The sequence below is a fragment of the Enterococcus sp. C46 genome (genome assembly GCF_040887565.1).
Classification (GTDB): Bacteria; Bacillota; Bacilli; order Lactobacillales; family Enterococcaceae; genus Enterococcus_B; species Enterococcus_B lactis.
Genome location: NZ_JBFOGA010000003.1, coordinates 196802 through 213931, shown reverse-complemented (window position 1 = coordinate 213931; position 17130 = coordinate 196802). Strand labels below are relative to the sequence as shown.

The 17130-nt window shown below is 37.9% G+C and carries 17 protein-coding genes, 1 tRNA gene, 1 pseudogene and 1 riboswitch; of the genes and pseudogenes, 14 read left to right on the top strand and 5 right to left on the bottom strand.

Features of this window, described 5'->3' with window-relative positions:
* Nucleotides 1-420: 420 nt before the first annotated feature.
* Entirely contained in the window at nt 421-1047 is a 627-nt protein-coding gene (locus AB3I27_RS06675; protein WP_230309693.1) for a sensor histidine kinase, read from the top strand.
* Complete coding sequence (locus AB3I27_RS06670) at nt 1014-1157, top strand: GHKL domain-containing protein (protein ID WP_218569146.1); 144 nt, start codon at nt 1014-1016, stop codon at nt 1155-1157. Before AB3I27_RS06675 ends, AB3I27_RS06670 begins: the two co-directional genes overlap by 34 nt.
* Nucleotides 1158-1415: 258 nt before the next feature.
* Here AB3I27_RS06670 and AB3I27_RS06665 read toward each other — a convergent pair.
* The 3 genes and pseudogenes from AB3I27_RS06665 to AB3I27_RS06655 all read right to left on the bottom strand — a co-directional run bounded on the left by AB3I27_RS06665 (nt 1416) and on the right by AB3I27_RS06655 (nt 3740).
* Nucleotides 1416-2044: pseudogene (locus AB3I27_RS06665) on the bottom strand (ABC transporter permease).
* A complete protein-coding gene (locus tag AB3I27_RS06660) occupies nt 2034-2960 on the bottom strand; it encodes an ABC transporter ATP-binding protein (protein WP_002347791.1) in 927 nt (308 codons plus the stop codon). Before AB3I27_RS06660 ends, AB3I27_RS06665 begins: the two are co-directional and overlap by 11 nt.
* A 708-nt stretch (nt 2961-3668) precedes the next feature.
* Nucleotides 3669-3740 (bottom strand) — tRNA-Arg (locus tag AB3I27_RS06655).
* 59 nt (nt 3741-3799) lie between these two features.
* On the opposite strand from AB3I27_RS06655, the gene rpoN reads away from it, so the two are divergent.
* The 9 genes from rpoN to AB3I27_RS06610 all read left to right on the top strand — a co-directional run bounded on the left by rpoN (nt 3800) and on the right by AB3I27_RS06610 (nt 13451).
* Nucleotides 3800-5131, top strand: coding sequence for an RNA polymerase factor sigma-54 (gene rpoN, locus AB3I27_RS06650; RefSeq protein WP_002308565.1), 1332 nt, complete (start codon nt 3800-3802; stop codon nt 5129-5131).
* A 149-nt stretch (nt 5132-5280) separates the two neighbouring features.
* Nucleotides 5281-6372, top strand: coding sequence for a sugar-binding transcriptional regulator (locus AB3I27_RS06645; RefSeq protein ID WP_368022954.1), 1092 nt, complete (start codon nt 5281-5283; stop codon nt 6370-6372).
* 40 nt (nt 6373-6412) lie between these two features.
* The gene (gap, locus tag AB3I27_RS06640; RefSeq protein WP_002292818.1) at nt 6413-7414 is read left to right on the top strand and encodes a type I glyceraldehyde-3-phosphate dehydrogenase; all 1002 of its coding nucleotides are present in this window, start codon (nt 6413-6415) and stop codon (nt 7412-7414) included.
* Between the two features lie 109 nt (nt 7415-7523).
* The gene (gene pgk, locus AB3I27_RS06635; protein ID WP_002292817.1) at nt 7524-8714 is read left to right on the top strand and encodes a phosphoglycerate kinase; all 1191 of its coding nucleotides are present in this window, start codon (nt 7524-7526) and stop codon (nt 8712-8714) included.
* A 103-nt stretch (nt 8715-8817) separates the two neighbouring features.
* Nucleotides 8818-9573, top strand: coding sequence for a triose-phosphate isomerase (gene tpiA, locus AB3I27_RS06630; RefSeq protein WP_002292815.1), 756 nt, complete (start codon nt 8818-8820; stop codon nt 9571-9573).
* Between the two features lie 115 nt (nt 9574-9688).
* Nucleotides 9689-10987 carry a phosphopyruvate hydratase gene (gene eno, locus AB3I27_RS06625; RefSeq protein ID WP_002292812.1) on the top strand — a complete coding sequence of 433 codons (1299 nt, stop codon included), beginning with the start codon at nt 9689-9691 and terminating at the stop codon, nt 10985-10987.
* 578 nt (nt 10988-11565) lie between these two features.
* On the top strand, nt 11566-11727 hold the full coding sequence (locus AB3I27_RS06620; protein ID WP_002292811.1) for a hypothetical protein: 162 nt from the start codon (nt 11566-11568) through the stop codon (nt 11725-11727).
* Nucleotides 11728-11729: 2 nt separating this feature from the next.
* Entirely contained in the window at nt 11730-12092 is a 363-nt protein-coding gene (locus AB3I27_RS06615) for a hypothetical protein (RefSeq protein ID WP_002346068.1), read from the top strand.
* Nucleotides 12093-12311: 219 nt separating this feature from the next.
* Complete coding sequence (locus tag AB3I27_RS06610; protein ID WP_087064022.1) at nt 12312-13451, top strand: ArgE/DapE family deacylase; 1140 nt, start codon at nt 12312-12314, stop codon at nt 13449-13451.
* A gap of 64 nt (nt 13452-13515) precedes the next feature.
* Here AB3I27_RS06610 and AB3I27_RS06605 read toward each other — a convergent pair whose 3' ends face one another.
* Together AB3I27_RS06605 and AB3I27_RS06600 are read right to left on the bottom strand one after the other, a co-directional pair.
* Nucleotides 13516-14091: an ECF transporter S component gene (locus AB3I27_RS06605; protein ID WP_002308568.1), complete on the bottom strand. Its 576-nt coding sequence runs from the start codon at nt 14089-14091 to the stop codon at nt 13516-13518.
* 4 nt (nt 14092-14095) lie between these two features.
* Nucleotides 14096-15070, bottom strand: coding sequence for a nucleoside hydrolase (locus tag AB3I27_RS06600; RefSeq protein WP_002316429.1), 975 nt, complete (start codon nt 15068-15070; stop codon nt 14096-14098).
* Nucleotides 15071-15093: 23 nt separating this feature from the next.
* Nucleotides 15094-15138, bottom strand: a riboswitch (PreQ1 riboswitch).
* A 214-nt stretch (nt 15139-15352) separates the two neighbouring features.
* On the opposite strand from AB3I27_RS06600, the gene AB3I27_RS06595 reads away from it, so the two are divergent.
* The 3 genes from AB3I27_RS06595 to secG all read left to right on the top strand — a co-directional run bounded on the left by AB3I27_RS06595 (nt 15353) and on the right by secG (nt 17066).
* On the top strand, nt 15353-16321 hold the full coding sequence (locus tag AB3I27_RS06595) for an alpha/beta hydrolase (protein WP_222897052.1): 969 nt from the start codon (nt 15353-15355) through the stop codon (nt 16319-16321).
* A gap of 112 nt (nt 16322-16433) precedes the next feature.
* Complete coding sequence (locus AB3I27_RS06590; protein ID WP_002300467.1) at nt 16434-16712, top strand: GNAT family N-acetyltransferase; 279 nt, start codon at nt 16434-16436, stop codon at nt 16710-16712.
* A gap of 117 nt (nt 16713-16829) precedes the next feature.
* A complete protein-coding gene (secG, locus tag AB3I27_RS06585; protein WP_002292802.1) occupies nt 16830-17066 on the top strand; it encodes a preprotein translocase subunit SecG in 237 nt (78 codons plus the stop codon).
* The last annotated feature ends 64 nt before the right edge of the window (nt 17067-17130 follow it).

Here is a 17130-nt window from a genome sequence, read left to right as displayed (position 1 = left end):
TTATTCAATTTCCTTTCGAATCTTTTTTTACCGTTTGAATATTTACCTTATATTAATATTTTCTGGAGTCTTTTTGTAATTGCGAGTATTGCGAAGAAATATTTTTTATCAGATAGTGAGATTTTCTTTTGGATGTTGTTTCTACTAGCAGTTAATTTCATCTGCGAATCGGTTTCCGTCAAGTTGATTCAGTTAATAATTTTGAATCAGGTAGAAAATACAATTACTCATTATTCGATCCTATTTAGCACTAGTCTCACGTTACTTATCGAAATTTTATTTTTCTTTGGCATGCGACTATTCCTTTCACGAAAAGAAACGCTACATAATCAAATTAATACTATATCTCTCTTAACAATGAGTTCAATTCCGATTATTTCAAGTATCATACCTTTCGGGTTTCTTATGTCAGAAGTAAACATGGCCATCAATAGAAGGATAATAGATATTTTTATAACGATGGGAATTGTAATCATGAATATTTGTGTTTTATACCTTTATCACAGTATTTCTTTTCATCAAGCACATATCAATCAAATCTCTCTAGAGAAGAAGGCGCTTGAATCAGAAATAAAATATGTGGAGGAAATTAAAAAGAGCCAAGAGAATCTGAAACAAATTAGACACGATTTGCGAAATCATTTTTTAGTTCTATCGGGGCTGTTAGAAAATGAAGATATTTCTTCAGCTAAGAAATATCTGAGGAAGACGATGAAACAACAAGAAATGATTACTGACTTTTATACTTCGGATCCTATCTTGAATTATATTTTAAATGAAAAACTGACTATAGCAGAACAATCGGAAATTCAGGTCAATACATCGATTTTTATATCAGAAAATGTAAAAATTGATTATGATATTATAGCAATCATTGTGGGAAACCTAATGGATAATGCAATCGAAGCATGCACTCGAAATAACGGAAAAGGCAAAGATATCACCGTGATTATTAAGCAGTTTAAAAGTGATCTTTTCATAGAGATAAATAATGCTTATTTAGTCAATGAGAGATATACAAGAAAGGAAGACAGAGTGCTGGTATAGGTACAAAAAGTATAAGATCTTTAGTCGAGAAAAATGGTGGAATCTATCATACTTGGACTGAAGCTGATAGATACTTTGCAAGCATCGTATTGTTTGACGTTTATGAATAGAGACTACAGAATTTAAAAGTTAGTCTGTCTAGTTTTCCATTATTGGAATTTAAAGTATTTCTGTTTTTTCTATGCGTTGTGTAAAGGTGATTAGTGTCATTCCAATAATCAGAGCGATAAAAACTGACAGTATAAATGTTAATATTGTGTAATTCAATACACCTAAAACGACAATATTTGAAACACCTATAATGTTTATAACAGCAGTGATAGAGGTGGTTTTATATAATTCAGCTATTTCAATTCTTCTCAAAATCTTCAATTCCTCCGTGATAGTGCTCTTAATGACAATGCGCCGGTGATGATTAACCAAATACTAACTGTTAGGATATTTTTTAGTTGAATAAATCCAGAGCCAAAAAAAGAAGTACGAATCAAATTGGCTGTTGGGACAAAAGGTAAGAAATCATCGACATTTGAGCTAAAATCAATAAAGCGACAGACAGGACAGAAAAATGAATCGCTAGACCAAATTTTAGGGATGAAGCAAGAAAAGACATCAGGATTCCTGGTAAAGAAGCGAATCCCCAGATAATAAAATCAGCCAATAGGAGATTGAATCGGGAAACGGGCAGTGTTCTTTGATAAGAAACGATCCCATTTTGCTTAGCAGTGCTTACTATCTGTGCCGATAAGACGCCCCCAACAGCAATAATCCCAAGTACTATTGCACCAGAGGATAAATAGACAGCGGTTGTATCATCCATTGTAGGAATTAAAAAAGTGAGTCCGTAAACAATTGCTAATGATAGTAGCAGTTGGGCCACTGTAAAGACTGGCAAAAGTACCTTGTATCTTACTAGACTCCATCTAAGTAAAGCGTATAATTGAAATAATCGACTATCGGAAGGGCGTGAATAGGAATCGTAGCTTTGCTTATTTTTCATTCGTTAATCCTCCGTATGTGTTTTCTAATGTTTGAGGTGATAAGCTATAGTTCGTTACTTCTCTTGATGAAATCTTTTCATTAATCCATATCATTGCATCAACTACTTGTTCTTGTGACAAAGTGACATCGTAACGTAACTCACCCTTTTGTAAGATACAGCCAATATTTCTAGGTAATTCTTGCATTTCAAATTCCTTATCAGAGAATAGTACAAGGTGCATTTGGATCAACGTTTTTTCTAACGATTCGCGAACATACGCATCTTTAATTAAAGTTCCCTTATCAAAGAGTAGATATCTATCTGCATATTGATCTACTTCGAGTAAATTGTGAGTTACCACAATTACAATGTGTCCTTTTTGAGCTAATTTTCTTAAGGAATTCCAAATGATTTTTCTTCTTATCGGATCAACATTATTTGTAGGTTCATCAAGCAGTAAGATTGGTGGAGGGGCAACAATAGACATGGCAAATGAAGTAAGCCTTTGCAATCCGCCTGATAGTTTCTGCCCTTGTACATGTGCCCATTTCGAAATTTTAAGTTCTTGCATAATCTCTATAACGTGAGTCTGGGTATCAGATTTATTCAATCCTCGTATCCTTAAAATAGCTTCAATAGACTGTTGCATGGTAACCCCATCTAATGGTGCATGAAATTGGGGCATCATTGCTGCAAATTGCCTAGCCATTTTCCAGTTTTTATCTAAAGAGTGGCCTTGAAAAGTAATACTACCGGAAGTAGGTTTTGTTCCGCCTATGATTTGATTTAAGAAAGTTGTTTTTCCTGCACCGTTGTGTCCAGTTACAGCAACAATTTCTCCAGGGGAAAAAACGATAGTTATATTTTTATTGGCAAAATTACTACTATTCTTATATTTTTTTGAAAGAGAATGGATACTTAAATGATTGTTCATAGTAAAATCACGTCCTAAAGTAGTTGATTGTTGGTATTAACCACACTAAAAGAATGAATATATCTGCACCCATTCCTAGAGCAAGGATTAATTTCGAATGGCAAGTCTTGTTATCAAACAAAAAAGGATCATCCCTAATCATGTTTAAAGTTAAACGTATGTCAGTTATACTGTAGACTCGAAATTGCCAAGCATTAAGATCGTCGAATCAATGTTTTATCATCAAATTCGATAAATTAATAATAAAACAAAAATACGTTCAACAATCTAAATGATACAATTAACCAAGTAGCTGTAATATTTAACCTTATTCAAACTTTAGTGTATAAACAAGATGATTTAACTTGAAAATAAAGTTATTCATACAAAAGAGATGAATCAACAAAAAATTAGAAGTGTTAGAATATGTCCATAAACAAAAGGGATAAAAGTCAATTATATGTACATTTTATGTTGGAGTGAATAGATTCTGGTGATTTAGTCGAAATGTGATTGATAAGTGGTTAGATGAACAGGTATAATAAGTGCGTATCTACTTTAGCATGTTGCTATGGAAGACATTCAAACATCAGCATTTCAAAAATAAAAGTGACTTGCGTAACGTTGAGGGTAGGAATTAATGGGTAGGCAAATTTTAGAAAAAGCAAAAAAAAGACACTTTCCGTCTCTGGTAGAAAGTGTCGTGAATCCTACTATAAAAAAATAGAACGCGTCCTGAGGGAATCGAACCCCCGTCTCAAGAACCGGAATCTTACGTGATATCCACTACACTAAGGACGCAAGCACTGGGATAATTGTAACTAAACAGATAAAAAATTACAAGGGGATTGGACAAAAAAATGAAATTTGAGCAAAATTTTTCACAAAAACAGCAGCAGACACAGAAACTAGCCATGACGCAACAGTTGCAGCAGTCCATCCAAGTTTTACAATATAACAGTGAAGAGCTGTTGGCATTCGTTGAGAACCAAGCAATGGAAAACCCATTGGTGGAAGTTGTTGAGCCGGAATGGCAGCCAGATTACATAAAAGCTTCTTCATCTTCTTATGAAGGAGAAGAGACAAATTACCTAAATCAGATTCCTGATACAAAAGGGTCTTTATTTGATTCATTGATCGAACAAGTCCACTTGAATTACCGAGATACTTTTTTAAGGAAAATCGTTCTTTATCTTGTAGAATACATCGATTTGAACGGATTTTTGACGATTAGTTTAGAGGAAGCTGGAAAAGAGATCGGAGCGACGCCTATCCAAATGCTCGATGCGTTGACACTAATCCAGCAATTAGAACCAGCTGGAGTAGGTGCACGTAGTTTGCAAGAATGCCTCATGCTTCAAACGGAACGGGATGATTATGCGCCGGAACTAGCCTACATCGTGCTAGAAGAATGTTTTGAGCAATTGGTGGAGCGAAAATGGAAAGAGATTGCGCAGCGTTTTTCTGTTGATTTACACGCTGTTCAGCAAATATTCGACTATTTGCAAACATTGAGCCCAAGTCCAGGACGAATTTTCGATCGTAGTAGCGAATTGTACATTATTCCTGATGTCCGGGTATTAGTGGACGATGGAAATGTACAAGTCATCTCAAACCGAAAAAAACAACCGAATATCCGATTTCAAGAGACCTACTTCAAGCAAATGTCACAACAAGCAGATAAAGAAACTGAAAATTATTTAAAAGAACGGAAACAGGAATTCGAATGGTTGAAGAAAACGATCCTCCAACGCGGGGATACAATTTTGCGGGTTGCTCAAGTCATTGTTTCTCGGCAAAAAGCTTTCTTTATCGACAAGGAGCGGCCCATCAAACCTCTTACGTTAAAGGAAGTTGCGACCGAGATAAATGTGCATGAATCTACGGTCAGTCGAGCAGTCAACGGGAAATATTTGGAAACAGATTTCGGTGTATTTGAGTTAAAGAAATTTTTCACTGCAAGAATCCCTACTAACGGTGCAGAACAGACAGAAGATCTTTCGGCAGATACTGCGAAGAAAAAGTTGCAGGAATTAGTTGATCAAGAAGACAAAAGCAAGCCGTTGTCGGACCAGAAATTGGTTGAATTGCTGAAAAAAGATGAGATAGCGATCTCAAGACGGACAGTAGCAAAATACCGTGATTTATTAGGAATCCCGAGTTCATCAAAAAGAAAACGTTATGATAATTAATCATCCAAAAAATCAGAAAAAGTATTTTACCTTTTCTGATCTTTTTAGTTGAAAAACGAAAGCAAAACTGTTAGACTAACAGTCGTGAGGTTGAGATTTCCCTTTATTGATGTGAAATTCGAAAAGTTAATTTCTTTTTTTTATCGTATATGGGTCGTTTTAAGTCTACATTGGACGCAAAGTGTCCAACTAAGGAGATCGCTATGCTAGATGAAATAAAAATGATTGAATCTGTTGCACCAGATATTATCGAAGTGTTGCAAGAACGCTATAAAATTTTACGAAATATCTATTGGATGCAGCCGATTGGACGTCGAAGTTTATCAGAAAGTATGGGGATAACAGAACGAGTATTGCGAACAGAAACAGACCTTTTGAAAAATCTGAATTTGATCGATACCTCAAAAAGCGGTATGACGCTGACAACTAAGGGTGAAGAAGTTTATCAAAGTCTTGAAAACTTCATGGATCAGCTTTTAGGTACGCATCAAACCGAACAACAGTTGGCAGAATATTTTGGTAATCAGCGCTGTATCGTTGTTTCAGGAAACAGCGAAGAGCAAACCAAAGTGGCTGATGCATTCGGCGAAGCGCTGAGTGAAGCCTTAGACCGACTGCTTCCGGAAGGCGAGAATATCATCGCTGTGATGGGAGGAACCACCATGGCAGTTGTAGCAGAACAGTTGTCTAATCTGGAAAATAAAAAACGGCATAACCTATTTGTCCCTGCAAGAGGGGGGATCGGTGAAGCGATAACTGTACAGGCAAATTCTGTCAGTGCAAGAATGGCTGCCAAAGCAAACGGAAACCACCGTGCACTTTATGTTCCGGAGCAATTAAGTCTGGCAACTTACAATTCTTTACTCAATGAGCCATCTATCCAAGAAGTCTTAAACTTGATTAGTGAGGCGAATTGTGTTATTCATAGTATTGGGCGTGCATTACACATGGCAGCACGTCGAAAGATGACTGAAAAAGAATTAGTCATGCTGAAACAAGCAAATGCTGTAGCGGAATCCTTTGGCTACTTTTTCAATGAAAAAGGCGAAGTTGTTTATAAGGTCCCTAGGATCGGCATAGAATTGCAAGATTTGGCGAAAGTCCCAATCATCATGGCGATAGCGGGCGGAAAATCAAAAGCCAAAGCAATTCAAGCTTATATGAAAAATGCACCAAAACAAACGTGGCTCATCACTGATGAAGCTGCTGCAAACGAGATTTTAAAAGGGGTAACCCTTTAAAATAAATATTTTTTTGATTTTCATAAGGAGGAAATCTTAAATGACAGTTAAAGTAGGTATTAATGGTTTTGGACGTATTGGACGTCTAGCATTCCGTCGTATCCAAGATGTAGATGGAATCGAAGTAGTAGCAATCAACGACTTGACAGATGCTAAAATGTTGGCACACTTGTTAAAATACGACACAACTCAAGGACGTTTCAACGGAACAGTTGAAGTTCATGAAGGTTCATTCAACGTAAACGGAAAAGAAGTTAAAGTATTAGCTAACCGCAACCCAGAAGAATTACCATGGGGCGAACTAGGCGTAGATATCGTTCTAGAATGTACTGGTTTCTTCACTTCTAAATCAGCAGCTGAAAAACATTTGACAGCTGGTGCTAAACGCGTTGTTATCTCTGCTCCTGGCGGAAACGATGTTCCAACAATCGTTTATAACACAAACCACGAAACATTAACTGGTAAAGAAACAGTTATCTCAGGTGCTTCATGTACAACTAACTGTTTAGCTCCTATGGCTAAAACATTGAACGACAAATTTGGTGTTGTTGAAGGATTAATGACAACTATCCACGCTTACACAGGTGACCAAATGACTCTAGACGGACCTCATCCTAAAGGTGACTTCCGCCGTGCACGCGCTGCTGCTGCAAACATCGTTCCTAACTCAACAGGTGCTGCTAAAGCTATCGGTTTAGTAATCCCTGAATTGAACGGTAAATTAGACGGAGCTGCTCAACGTGTTCCTGTACCAACAGGTTCATTAACAGAATTAGTAACAGTTCTTGAAAAAGAAGTAACTGTTGACGAAATCAACGCAGCAATGAAAGAAGCTTCAAACGAATCTTACGGATACAACACAGACGAAATCGTTTCTTCAGATATCGTTGGTATGACTTACGGTTCATTATTTGATGCTACACAAACTAAAGTAATGACAGTTGGCGACAAACAATTAGTTAAAACTGTTGCTTGGTACGACAACGAAATGTCATACACTGCACAATTAGTACGTACTTTAGAATACTTCGCTAACTTATAAGATAGACAAACGTACAAGTGTAAATGATAGACATGTACATTTAAAAGCGGGGAAGCAATCGCGCTTCTTCCGCTTTTTTTGATAATAAGTTTATTCAGGAGGAAATAAAATGGCTAAGAAAACAGTGAAAGATATCGATTTAAAAGACAAAAAAGTTCTTGTCCGTGTTGACTTCAATGTTCCTTTGAAAGACGGCGTGATCACTGACGACACTCGTATCAAAGCAGCATTGCCAACAATCAACTACGTTTTAGAACAAGGCGGAAAAGCAATCCTTTTCTCTCACCTTGGACGTGTAAAAACAGAAGAAGATAAAGAAGGAAAATCTTTAGCTCCAGTTGCAAAACGTCTAGGCGAATTATTAGGTAAAGAAGTAACATTCGTACCTGAAACTCGCGGAGAACAATTAGAAGAAGCAATCCGCAACATGAAAGATGGCGACGTTGTCGTATTTGAAAACACACGTTTTGAAGATGTTGATGGTAAAAAAGAAAGCAAAAACGATACAGAGCTAGGTAAATACTGGGCTTCATTAGGTGATGTATTTGTTAACGATGCTTTCGGTACAGCTCACCGTGCGCATGCTTCTAACGTAGGTATCGCTTCAACTGGTATCCCAACAGTTGCTGGATTCTTGATGGAAAAAGAAATCAAGTTCATCGGTGAAGCAGTAGAAGAACCAAAACGCCCAATGATCGCAATCCTTGGTGGCGCAAAAGTTTCTGATAAAATCGGCGTAATCGAAAACTTGATTCCTAAAGCAGACAAAATCTTGATTGGTGGCGGAATGACTTACACATTCTACGAAGCAAAAGGAATCAAGATCGGTAACTCTCTAGTAGAAGCTGACAAAGTAGAACTAGCAAAAGAATTGATCGAAAAAGCAGGCGACAAACTTGTCTTGCCAATCGACAATGTCTGTGCACCAGAATTTTCAAATGATGTAGAAACACAAGTAATCGAAGGAGACATTCCTGACGGTTTGATGGCTTTAGACATCGGCCCAGCATCAGTAAAATTATTTGCTGATACATTACAAGGTGCAAAAACAGTTGTTTGGAACGGACCTATGGGTGTATTTGAAATGAGTAACTTTGCTAAAGGTACAATCGGTGTTTGTGAAGCAATCGCTAACTTAGAAGGCGCAACAACAATCATCGGCGGAGGAGACTCAGCTGCAGCAGCAGAACAATTAGGTTTTGCTGACAAATTCACACACATCTCAACAGGTGGCGGCGCAAGCTTGGAATTGCTTGAAGGTAAAGAATTACCAGGACTAGCAGCAATCAACGATAAATAAACAGCCAATTTTGCTCTATTCTGACGAGTAATCGATCAAAAGGTGAAGGGAGTTTTCATGACTCCCTAGCCATTTTTCAATAAATTAAGGAGTGTGTTCCTCAATGCGTAAACCTATTATCGCAGGTAACTGGAAAATGAACAAAACTGCATCCGAAGCAAAAGAATTTGCTGAAGCAGTAAAAAACAAAATCCCTTCAAATGACAAGGTTGATTCAGTCATCGGATCTCCTGCATTATTCTTACAAGAATTAATGACATCAGCTGAAGGTACAGAACTAAAAATCTCAGCACAAAACTGCTACTGGGAAAACTCAGGTGCGTTCACTGGTGAAACTTCACCAGCAGCTCTTGCTGATCTAGGTGTTCACTATGTGATCATCGGACATTCAGAACGTCGTGAATATTTCCATGAAACAGACGAAGACATCAATAAAAAAGCAAAAGCTATCTTTGCAAACGGTATGACACCAATCTTATGCTGTGGCGAATCTTTAGAAACATATGAAGCAGGCAAAACTGCTGAATGGATCGAAGGACAAATTACAGCTGGTTTAGCTGATCTTTCAGCTGAGCAAGTGTCAAACATGGTGATTGCTTATGAACCAATCTGGGCAATCGGTACTGGTAAATCAGCTGACGCACAAATCGCTGACGAAATTTGTGGTGTTGTACGTCAAACAGTTGAAAAACTTTATGGAAAAGAAGTATCAGAAGCTGTTCGTATCCAATACGGCGGTTCTGTAAAACCAGAAAATATTGCTGAATACATGGCAAAAGAAAATGTTGACGGTGCTTTAGTCGGCGGCGCAAGCTTGCAAGCAGATTCATTCTTGTCATTGTTAGACGCTGTAAAATAATTGATGAAAATTTGCGAAAAATGCAAGAAATGTTTGCACTAATGAGCAAAATTAACTAAAATCGTATATGAGGGAAATCCCTTAGGAAAAAACAAACTCAAAGGAGAGACAAAACATGTCAATTATTACTGATGTTTACGCTCGCGAGATCTTAGACTCACGTGGTAACCCAACAATCGAAGTAGAAGTATACACAGAAAGCGGAGCTTTTGGCCGCGGAATGGTTCCTTCAGGTGCTTCAACTGGTGAATACGAAGCAGTTGAATTACGTGACGGAGACAAAGCTCGTTATGGCGGTAAAGGTGTAACTAAAGCTGTCGACAACGTAAACAACATCATTGCTGAAGCAATCATTGGCTACGATGTTCGTGACCAAATGGCTATCGACAAAGCTATGATCGCTTTAGACGGAACTCCTAACAAAGGTAAATTAGGTGCGAACGCTATTTTAGGTGTTTCTATCGCTGTTGCACGTGCAGCTGCTGACTACCTAGAAGTACCTTTATACCACTACCTAGGCGGATTCAACACGAAAGTATTGCCAACACCAATGATGAACATCATCAACGGCGGATCACATGCTGATAACTCAATCGACTTCCAAGAATTCATGATCATGCCTGTTGGCGCTCCAACATTCAAAGAAGCTCTACGTATGGGTGCTGAAGTATTCCACGCATTAGCTTCAATCTTGAAAGCTCGCGGATTAGCAACTTCTGTTGGTGACGAAGGTGGATTTGCTCCAAACCTTGGTTCAAACGAAGAAGGTTTCGAAGTAATCATCGAAGCAATCGAAAAAGCTGGCTATGTACCTGGTAAAGACGTTGTTCTTGCTATGGATGCTGCTTCTTCAGAATTCTACGACAAAGAAAAAGGCGTTTACGTACTAGCTGACTCAGGCGAAGGCGAAAAAACAACTGACGAAATGATCAAATTCTACGAAGAATTAGTTTCTAAATATCCAATCATCTCAATCGAAGATGGATTAGACGAAAACGACTGGGACGGATTCAAGAAATTAACTGACGTATTAGGCGACAAAGTTCAATTAGTTGGTGACGACTTGTTCGTAACAAACACTCAAAAATTATCTGAAGGTATCGAAAAAGGAATTGCTAACTCAATCCTTATCAAAGTGAACCAAATCGGTACATTAACAGAAACTTTCGAAGCAATCGAAATGGCTAAAGAAGCTGGCTACACAGCAGTTGTATCTCACCGTTCTGGTGAAACAGAAGATTCAACAATCTCTGATATCGCTGTTGCAACAAACGCTGGTCAAATCAAAACAGGTTCTCTATCACGTACTGACCGTATTGCTAAATACAATCAATTACTACGTATCGAAGACCAACTTGGTGAAGTTGCAGAATACAAAGGTTTGAAATCTTTCTACAACTTGAAAAACAAATAATTCTTTTCTAATGAAGATACATGATCGACCGATTGAAAGATAGACGAGCATGATCACTTAGTTAAGTAATCAGACTCTCTACCTGCTGATTTCAGCAAGTAGAGAGTTTTTTTGTTGTGAAAATCATTTGATGAATAAATCTCTTTTTTAAGAACAGAAAAATCGGGAGAGTACATAAATTATTATAATAACAACTGTTTATTTATATATATCATATAAACCCTATTATATAAATATCCGTATTTATTAAAAATAACTCATAATTTTATTTTTGTAACTGGCTTTTGTATATAATATTTACAAATATCGATACGAGACAATCGTATCGAAAAAAGTCAGTTATCAAGAGATAACATCGTATAGGACCTTTTAAGGATAGAACAATGAGAGAGGAGGAAGCAGTCTTCGTTTCATTCATATCCTTTTACGCCCGGATAGGATGATTCTCTTCAAAAAGGGGATGGCAATCTTCCTCTTTCGATAAAAATCATTTGAACAGGGAGACAGAAAAATGAAAAAATTTAGATAATTACAATGATAAAAATTATAAATATGGGATAACTACAAATATTTTTGGGATGGATCCGACTTACTGTTCTAAAATCGTCTGGCAAGCTTATTGGTATGCTTCGGCTGCCGTGCAAGTAGGAGGGATGTATCAGCCGCTTATTGCTTTGCCATACGATCTTCCTGATTATTTTGATGAAAGAGCGATCCATATCTTAACATGGGAGAATTGATGATGAGAAGGAGGATTTCTAAAAAAAGAAATTACTGTTCTAAGATTTTTATTTCGATAGGTTTACTGTTAGGGGGTACATGGCTCTATCAATTTCCAATCAAGAAACATATAGCTACACGAGCACTGTATCAATTATTAGAGGAGGAATACCAATTAACCGATTATGATATTTTTATTTCAAGAGTGGTGAAAGATACGAAAAGTGGTAGAGGCGGTGTCAGTATTTTTTTCATGGTAAGGAATAGTGTGTATGTGTATGAATATGACTACTCTCTTGAAGAAAATAATTGGCTACGTGGTTATTACGTAAGTAGGAGTAGCTATAGATCATGTGATACTCTTATTTTCAATGATGAGGAATAAAATGATTTGACTATAGAAGAACAGTTCAACGAAGTAGCTTCTCTTGTTTTTTTACTTGGTTGGATTTACTAGCGTAGAGGCAAGAATTGGAAAGCCATTTACTTGGAAAAGGGGAATGTGACGCTGCTTTTGTCACGCCCTTTTTTTCTGTGGCCTCTCTTATTTGTAAATCTAGGTGCACTCCAATACAATAAAAGAAACAGCAAAGGAGAAGATTAGATGAAAAAAGAAGAAAAAATTGCGATTTTACAAGAGATCATCCGAATAAAATCAGTGAATGGGAACGAAGGAGAAGTAGCAGCTTATTTGAATAAGATTTTGGAAAAACATGGCATAATAGGTGAAATCGTTTCTTACAGTAATGGTAGAGATAATCTGATTGCTCAATTCCAAAAAGGGCAATCAGGAAAAGTGTTAGGCCTATCTGGTCATATGGATGTCGTGGCGGCGGGGAATGAATCGTCTTGGACCTATGCGCCCTTTGCAGCAGAAATCCATGGGAATCGTTTGTATGGACGTGGTGCTACAGATATGAAGAGTGGCTTGGCGGCGATGGTGATTGCCATGATCGAGCTCAAAGAGTCAGGAAAACCATTTAACGGAACAGTCAAATTATTAGCCACTGTCGGAGAAGAAGTGGGTGAATTAGGTGGGGAACAGCTCACGAAAGCAGGCTATGTGGATGACTTAGATGCCTTGATCATCGGAGAGCCAACTAATTACAGTTTGATGTACACACACATGGGATCAATCAACTATACGGTCATCTCGCACGGAAAAGAAGCGCATAGCTCTATGCCAGACCAAGGCTATAATGCGATCAATCATCTAAATGAATTCATTACGAAAGCAAATGCTGAAATGAATTACCTCGCTGAAACAATCGAGAATCCCGTCTTAGGAAAAACAATCCATAATGTCACGTTGATCAGCGGCGGCAATCAAGTAAACAGCATTCCGAGCCACGCGCAGCTTCAAGGGAATATCCGATCGATTCCTGAATATCCAAATGATAAAATCATTGCATTACTGCAATCAATCGTCAAGGAATTGAATCAAGAGACAGACTACCATTTGGAATTGACGATCGATTACAACAAAATACCTGTCAAAGCTGATCCAGATTCTCCTTTGATTCATTGCATTCAGCAACAATTCAGTCAGCCATTACCTTTAGTTGGAGCGGCAGCAACCACAGATGCAGCCGAATTTACAAAAGCTGACCACTCCTTCGATTTTGTCGTCTTTGGGCCTGGTGTCGTTACTTTGCCTCATCAAGTAGATGAGTATGTCGAGCTCGATAATTATTTAGATATGATCGAAAAATATCAAGCTATTATTTTATCTTACTTAGCGTAAGTTTTTTTAATCGATGAAAAATAGAGCCAGATGAGCAACTTTTTGCTCATTTGGCTCTGTTTGTTCATCCTATTTTTCTCTTGGAATATATCAAGCGCTGCGGCAACATAGTGATGACTAATGTAACAACGACGATAGATAGCAGACGGTCAAGGTAGTCTGTGCCCGCCTGTACCAAGATCACACTGATGGTTTGATCGAAACCTAACCCATGTAACAATTGGACGATCATGCTAGATCCTGAGGAAGTGATTCCGCCAAATAACTGAACGGTAATGCTCGAAGAGACAATCGTTCCAGGTACAGACAAAATCAAAGCGAGTAATAAAAGTTTCAAACGTTTTTTATCTTTGTCGAGATACCTTGGTAAAATCAATCCAGCCAACAAACCTGTGAGGATTTGGATCGGTGAATAATACAGTGAAAAAATATCTGTAGTCACCCCGCTTAATACCCCACTGGATAGTCCTGTCAACATTCCTGGTATGGGACCAAGTAACGCGCCAGCAAAAATCGTTCCAATAGAGTCTAGATAGATTGGCAAACGAAGCCATAAAGCAATCGTTCCTCCAACATAATTGATCCCAATACACAAAGCCATCATTGTAAGTACGCGAGTTGCCATCTTGTTTTTATTCATTTTGTCAGCCCATCTTTAACCTTTCCAAATCTTTCATAATCGTTTCTTCTTGTGCATTTAAAAGAACGGTTAAAAACTTTTGGAAAAAAAGACGAGTATCTACTTTTGTCATAATTTTACTGTTAGCAGGTTTCTGCCAAAATTCATAACGGTCAACCAATGTTTGTCCACGACTTAGTCCTTCAGTTTCTACAGCAGTGAAGCTTTTAAAGCCTTCACAGATGGACTCATCGATAAAATAAGCAACAGCTAACGGATCATTGATGACACACCCCAAGATTCTTTCTTGTTTCCAGTGAAAGTCAAAATAAAAACGAGTGATCGTTTTTAGATACTCTCCCTCTTCAGGATTCATTTGGCAGCAATATTCAAGGATAGTCGGTGTCAAGACGATTTCTCTTGTCACATCTAACCCAACCATTTCTATCGGTTGTTTGAGCTTCTCGAATACATAAGAAGCTGCTTCAGGATCACACCAGTAATTGTATTCAGCAACTGGTGAACAGTTACCATGGCTTTTGTAAGTTCCGCCCATTGAGACAAAACGATCCATATGTTTTCCAACAGATGGATTGTTTTTCAAAGCAGAAGCGATATTGGTCAAAGGACCCAAAGCAATGACTGATGTATCTGTTTTTTCTTTGAAATAATCAGCCAGAAAATCAACTGCATGGAGCGATTCTGCCTGTTTGGCTAAGACCATCGGGAAATTTGTGTCCCCTAATCCATCCAACCCATGAGTGTCTTGCGCACTAATGAAAGGTTGCTTCAAAGGTTTTTCCATTCCTTGATAAACAGGAATATCTAAACGATCACAGCGTTCCAAACATTTCAGCACATTCTGCGTACCGATATCTACAGGGACATTCCCGCAAACGACGGTAATAGCAACTACTTCGATATCAGGGGATTTGACAGCTAGTGATAAAGCTAAAGTGTCGTCGATCCCTGGATCGCAATCAATAATTACTTTTCGCATTATTTCCAATCTCCTTTCTTTAGAGATACTTAGTTTTTTATTCTGGGAAGTTTCCGAACCAGTCCAAGACGAGCGTCTTGTTTATAATGCACGAAATTAGTATACTGGCTTTTATTGTGAATGTAAATGCTCTCTTACAAGTAAATCTATTGAGAAGAACTTTAAATAAATGATACAATGAAAAGGAAATGGAATTTACGTGTGCCGAAGAAAAAGAATCCTATTGATCGGTATATTGTATAATAAATAGATTATAGTTTGGCAGAAAGCGGCGGGTGTACGATGGTTATTTTTTATTTCATTCTTATTCTGATAATTATAGGAATCAGTTACCATTTTCTTTCTTATTTTTATGCAAAGAAATTAGTAAGAGCGGGAGTTCAGAGAGGCTATGACTGGTATGAAGACACTGGGCACCGCTTGATGGATCCTGCTGCAGTCACGTCAGTAGAAAAAAAGCGACAAAAATTAGAAGAAGAGTGTGAAAGCTTCTGGGAACAAGGAATACCGAAAACGATCAAAAGCTATGACGGGTTGAAACTAGCTGGACAGATGTTCATCCAACCAACTCAGCAGAATAAATGGGTCATTTGTGTACATGATTATCGAAGTACAGGGAAAAGAGATATGTCTCATATAGGTAAAAGATATGCAGAGAAAGGATTCAACGTTCTTATACTCGATTTACGTGCGCATGGAGAAAGTGAAGGAGAAATCATCGGAATGGGATGGCTAGACCGGCTAGATTTAATTGCATGGATCCAACTCATCTTAGATGAACAACCAGATGCATCCATTATTTTGCACGGGGGTTCAATGGGCGCTTCTACAATTATGATGGCAAGTGGTGAAAAGCTTCCATCTGCAGTCAAAGGATTTATCTTAGACAGCGGATATGTTTCTGTTTATGCGGAATTTCGGTACATGTTAAGTAAAATCACGGTCTTTCCTAAAAAAATGATCATGAGATATGCGAATCACTATGCTCAGAAATACGCAGGTTATTCTTTAAAGCAAGCATCAGCTACAAGACAGCTTGGTAGTAACCATTTGCCTTTGTTAGTCATCCATGGTGAAAGAGATCATTTTGTTCCTACAGAAGCAGCATACACGATTCAAAACGCTACGGCAGGGGATAAAGCATTACTGCTTGTTCCAGAAGCAGAACATTTGGAAGCATCGATGAAAGATCCGAAGACCTATTGGACAGTGATTTTTTCATTTATTGAACAAAGAATAACGATGGATTGATTTCCTCTTCCTTTTTGTAAGCAATCCGAGGATAAATAATTGTTTATAGACCAGGAGACTGTTAAAATAAGGTAGGAATAAAAAAATATCAGTTATTTGAGGAGTGCGGCATATGGAAATCAAAGAGGAAAAAAATCGTCTTGCTTTATTCAATGATGAGCAACAAGAAATCGGAGAAATGACATGGTCGGATGCGGGGCCAGACATTATGATCATTGACCATACATTTGTCGATCCAGCATATCGTGGTCAAAAATTAGCTGAAAAGCTAGTGTATACTGGAGTAGAACTAGCAAGACGTGAAGGGAAAAAGATCATCCCTTTATGCCCTTACGCAAAAAAAGAGTTTGAGAAGAAACCAGAATATCATGACGTCTTACGCCAATCATAATAATAACAGCTGAAAGTTTTGCACTTTCAGCTGTTTTTCCATTTATATAGAGTTGTCACGGAGTTTTATCTATGATAAAGTTAAAGAGACGATATCTTTTGGGAAGGAGGCTGCTATATGTATAATTTAATTTTGGGAATCGTGATCGTTTTATCAATTGTTATGGTCATTGCGATTATGATGCAGCCAAGCAAGCAAAATAGTGCAGCGAGTGCATTTACCGGCGGTGCGGATCAACTATTCGGCAAACAAAAAGCTCGCGGCTTTGAAGCTGTCATGCAGCGATCAACTGCAGTCATGGGAGCTGTCTGGATGATCTTATTATTTGTCCTAGCATTTTTATCTTCGAAGTAGTCGAATAAGCCTCTCGCACAACGGCGGGCGGCTTTTTTTATTGCAAAGAGAACGCTTAAGAAGA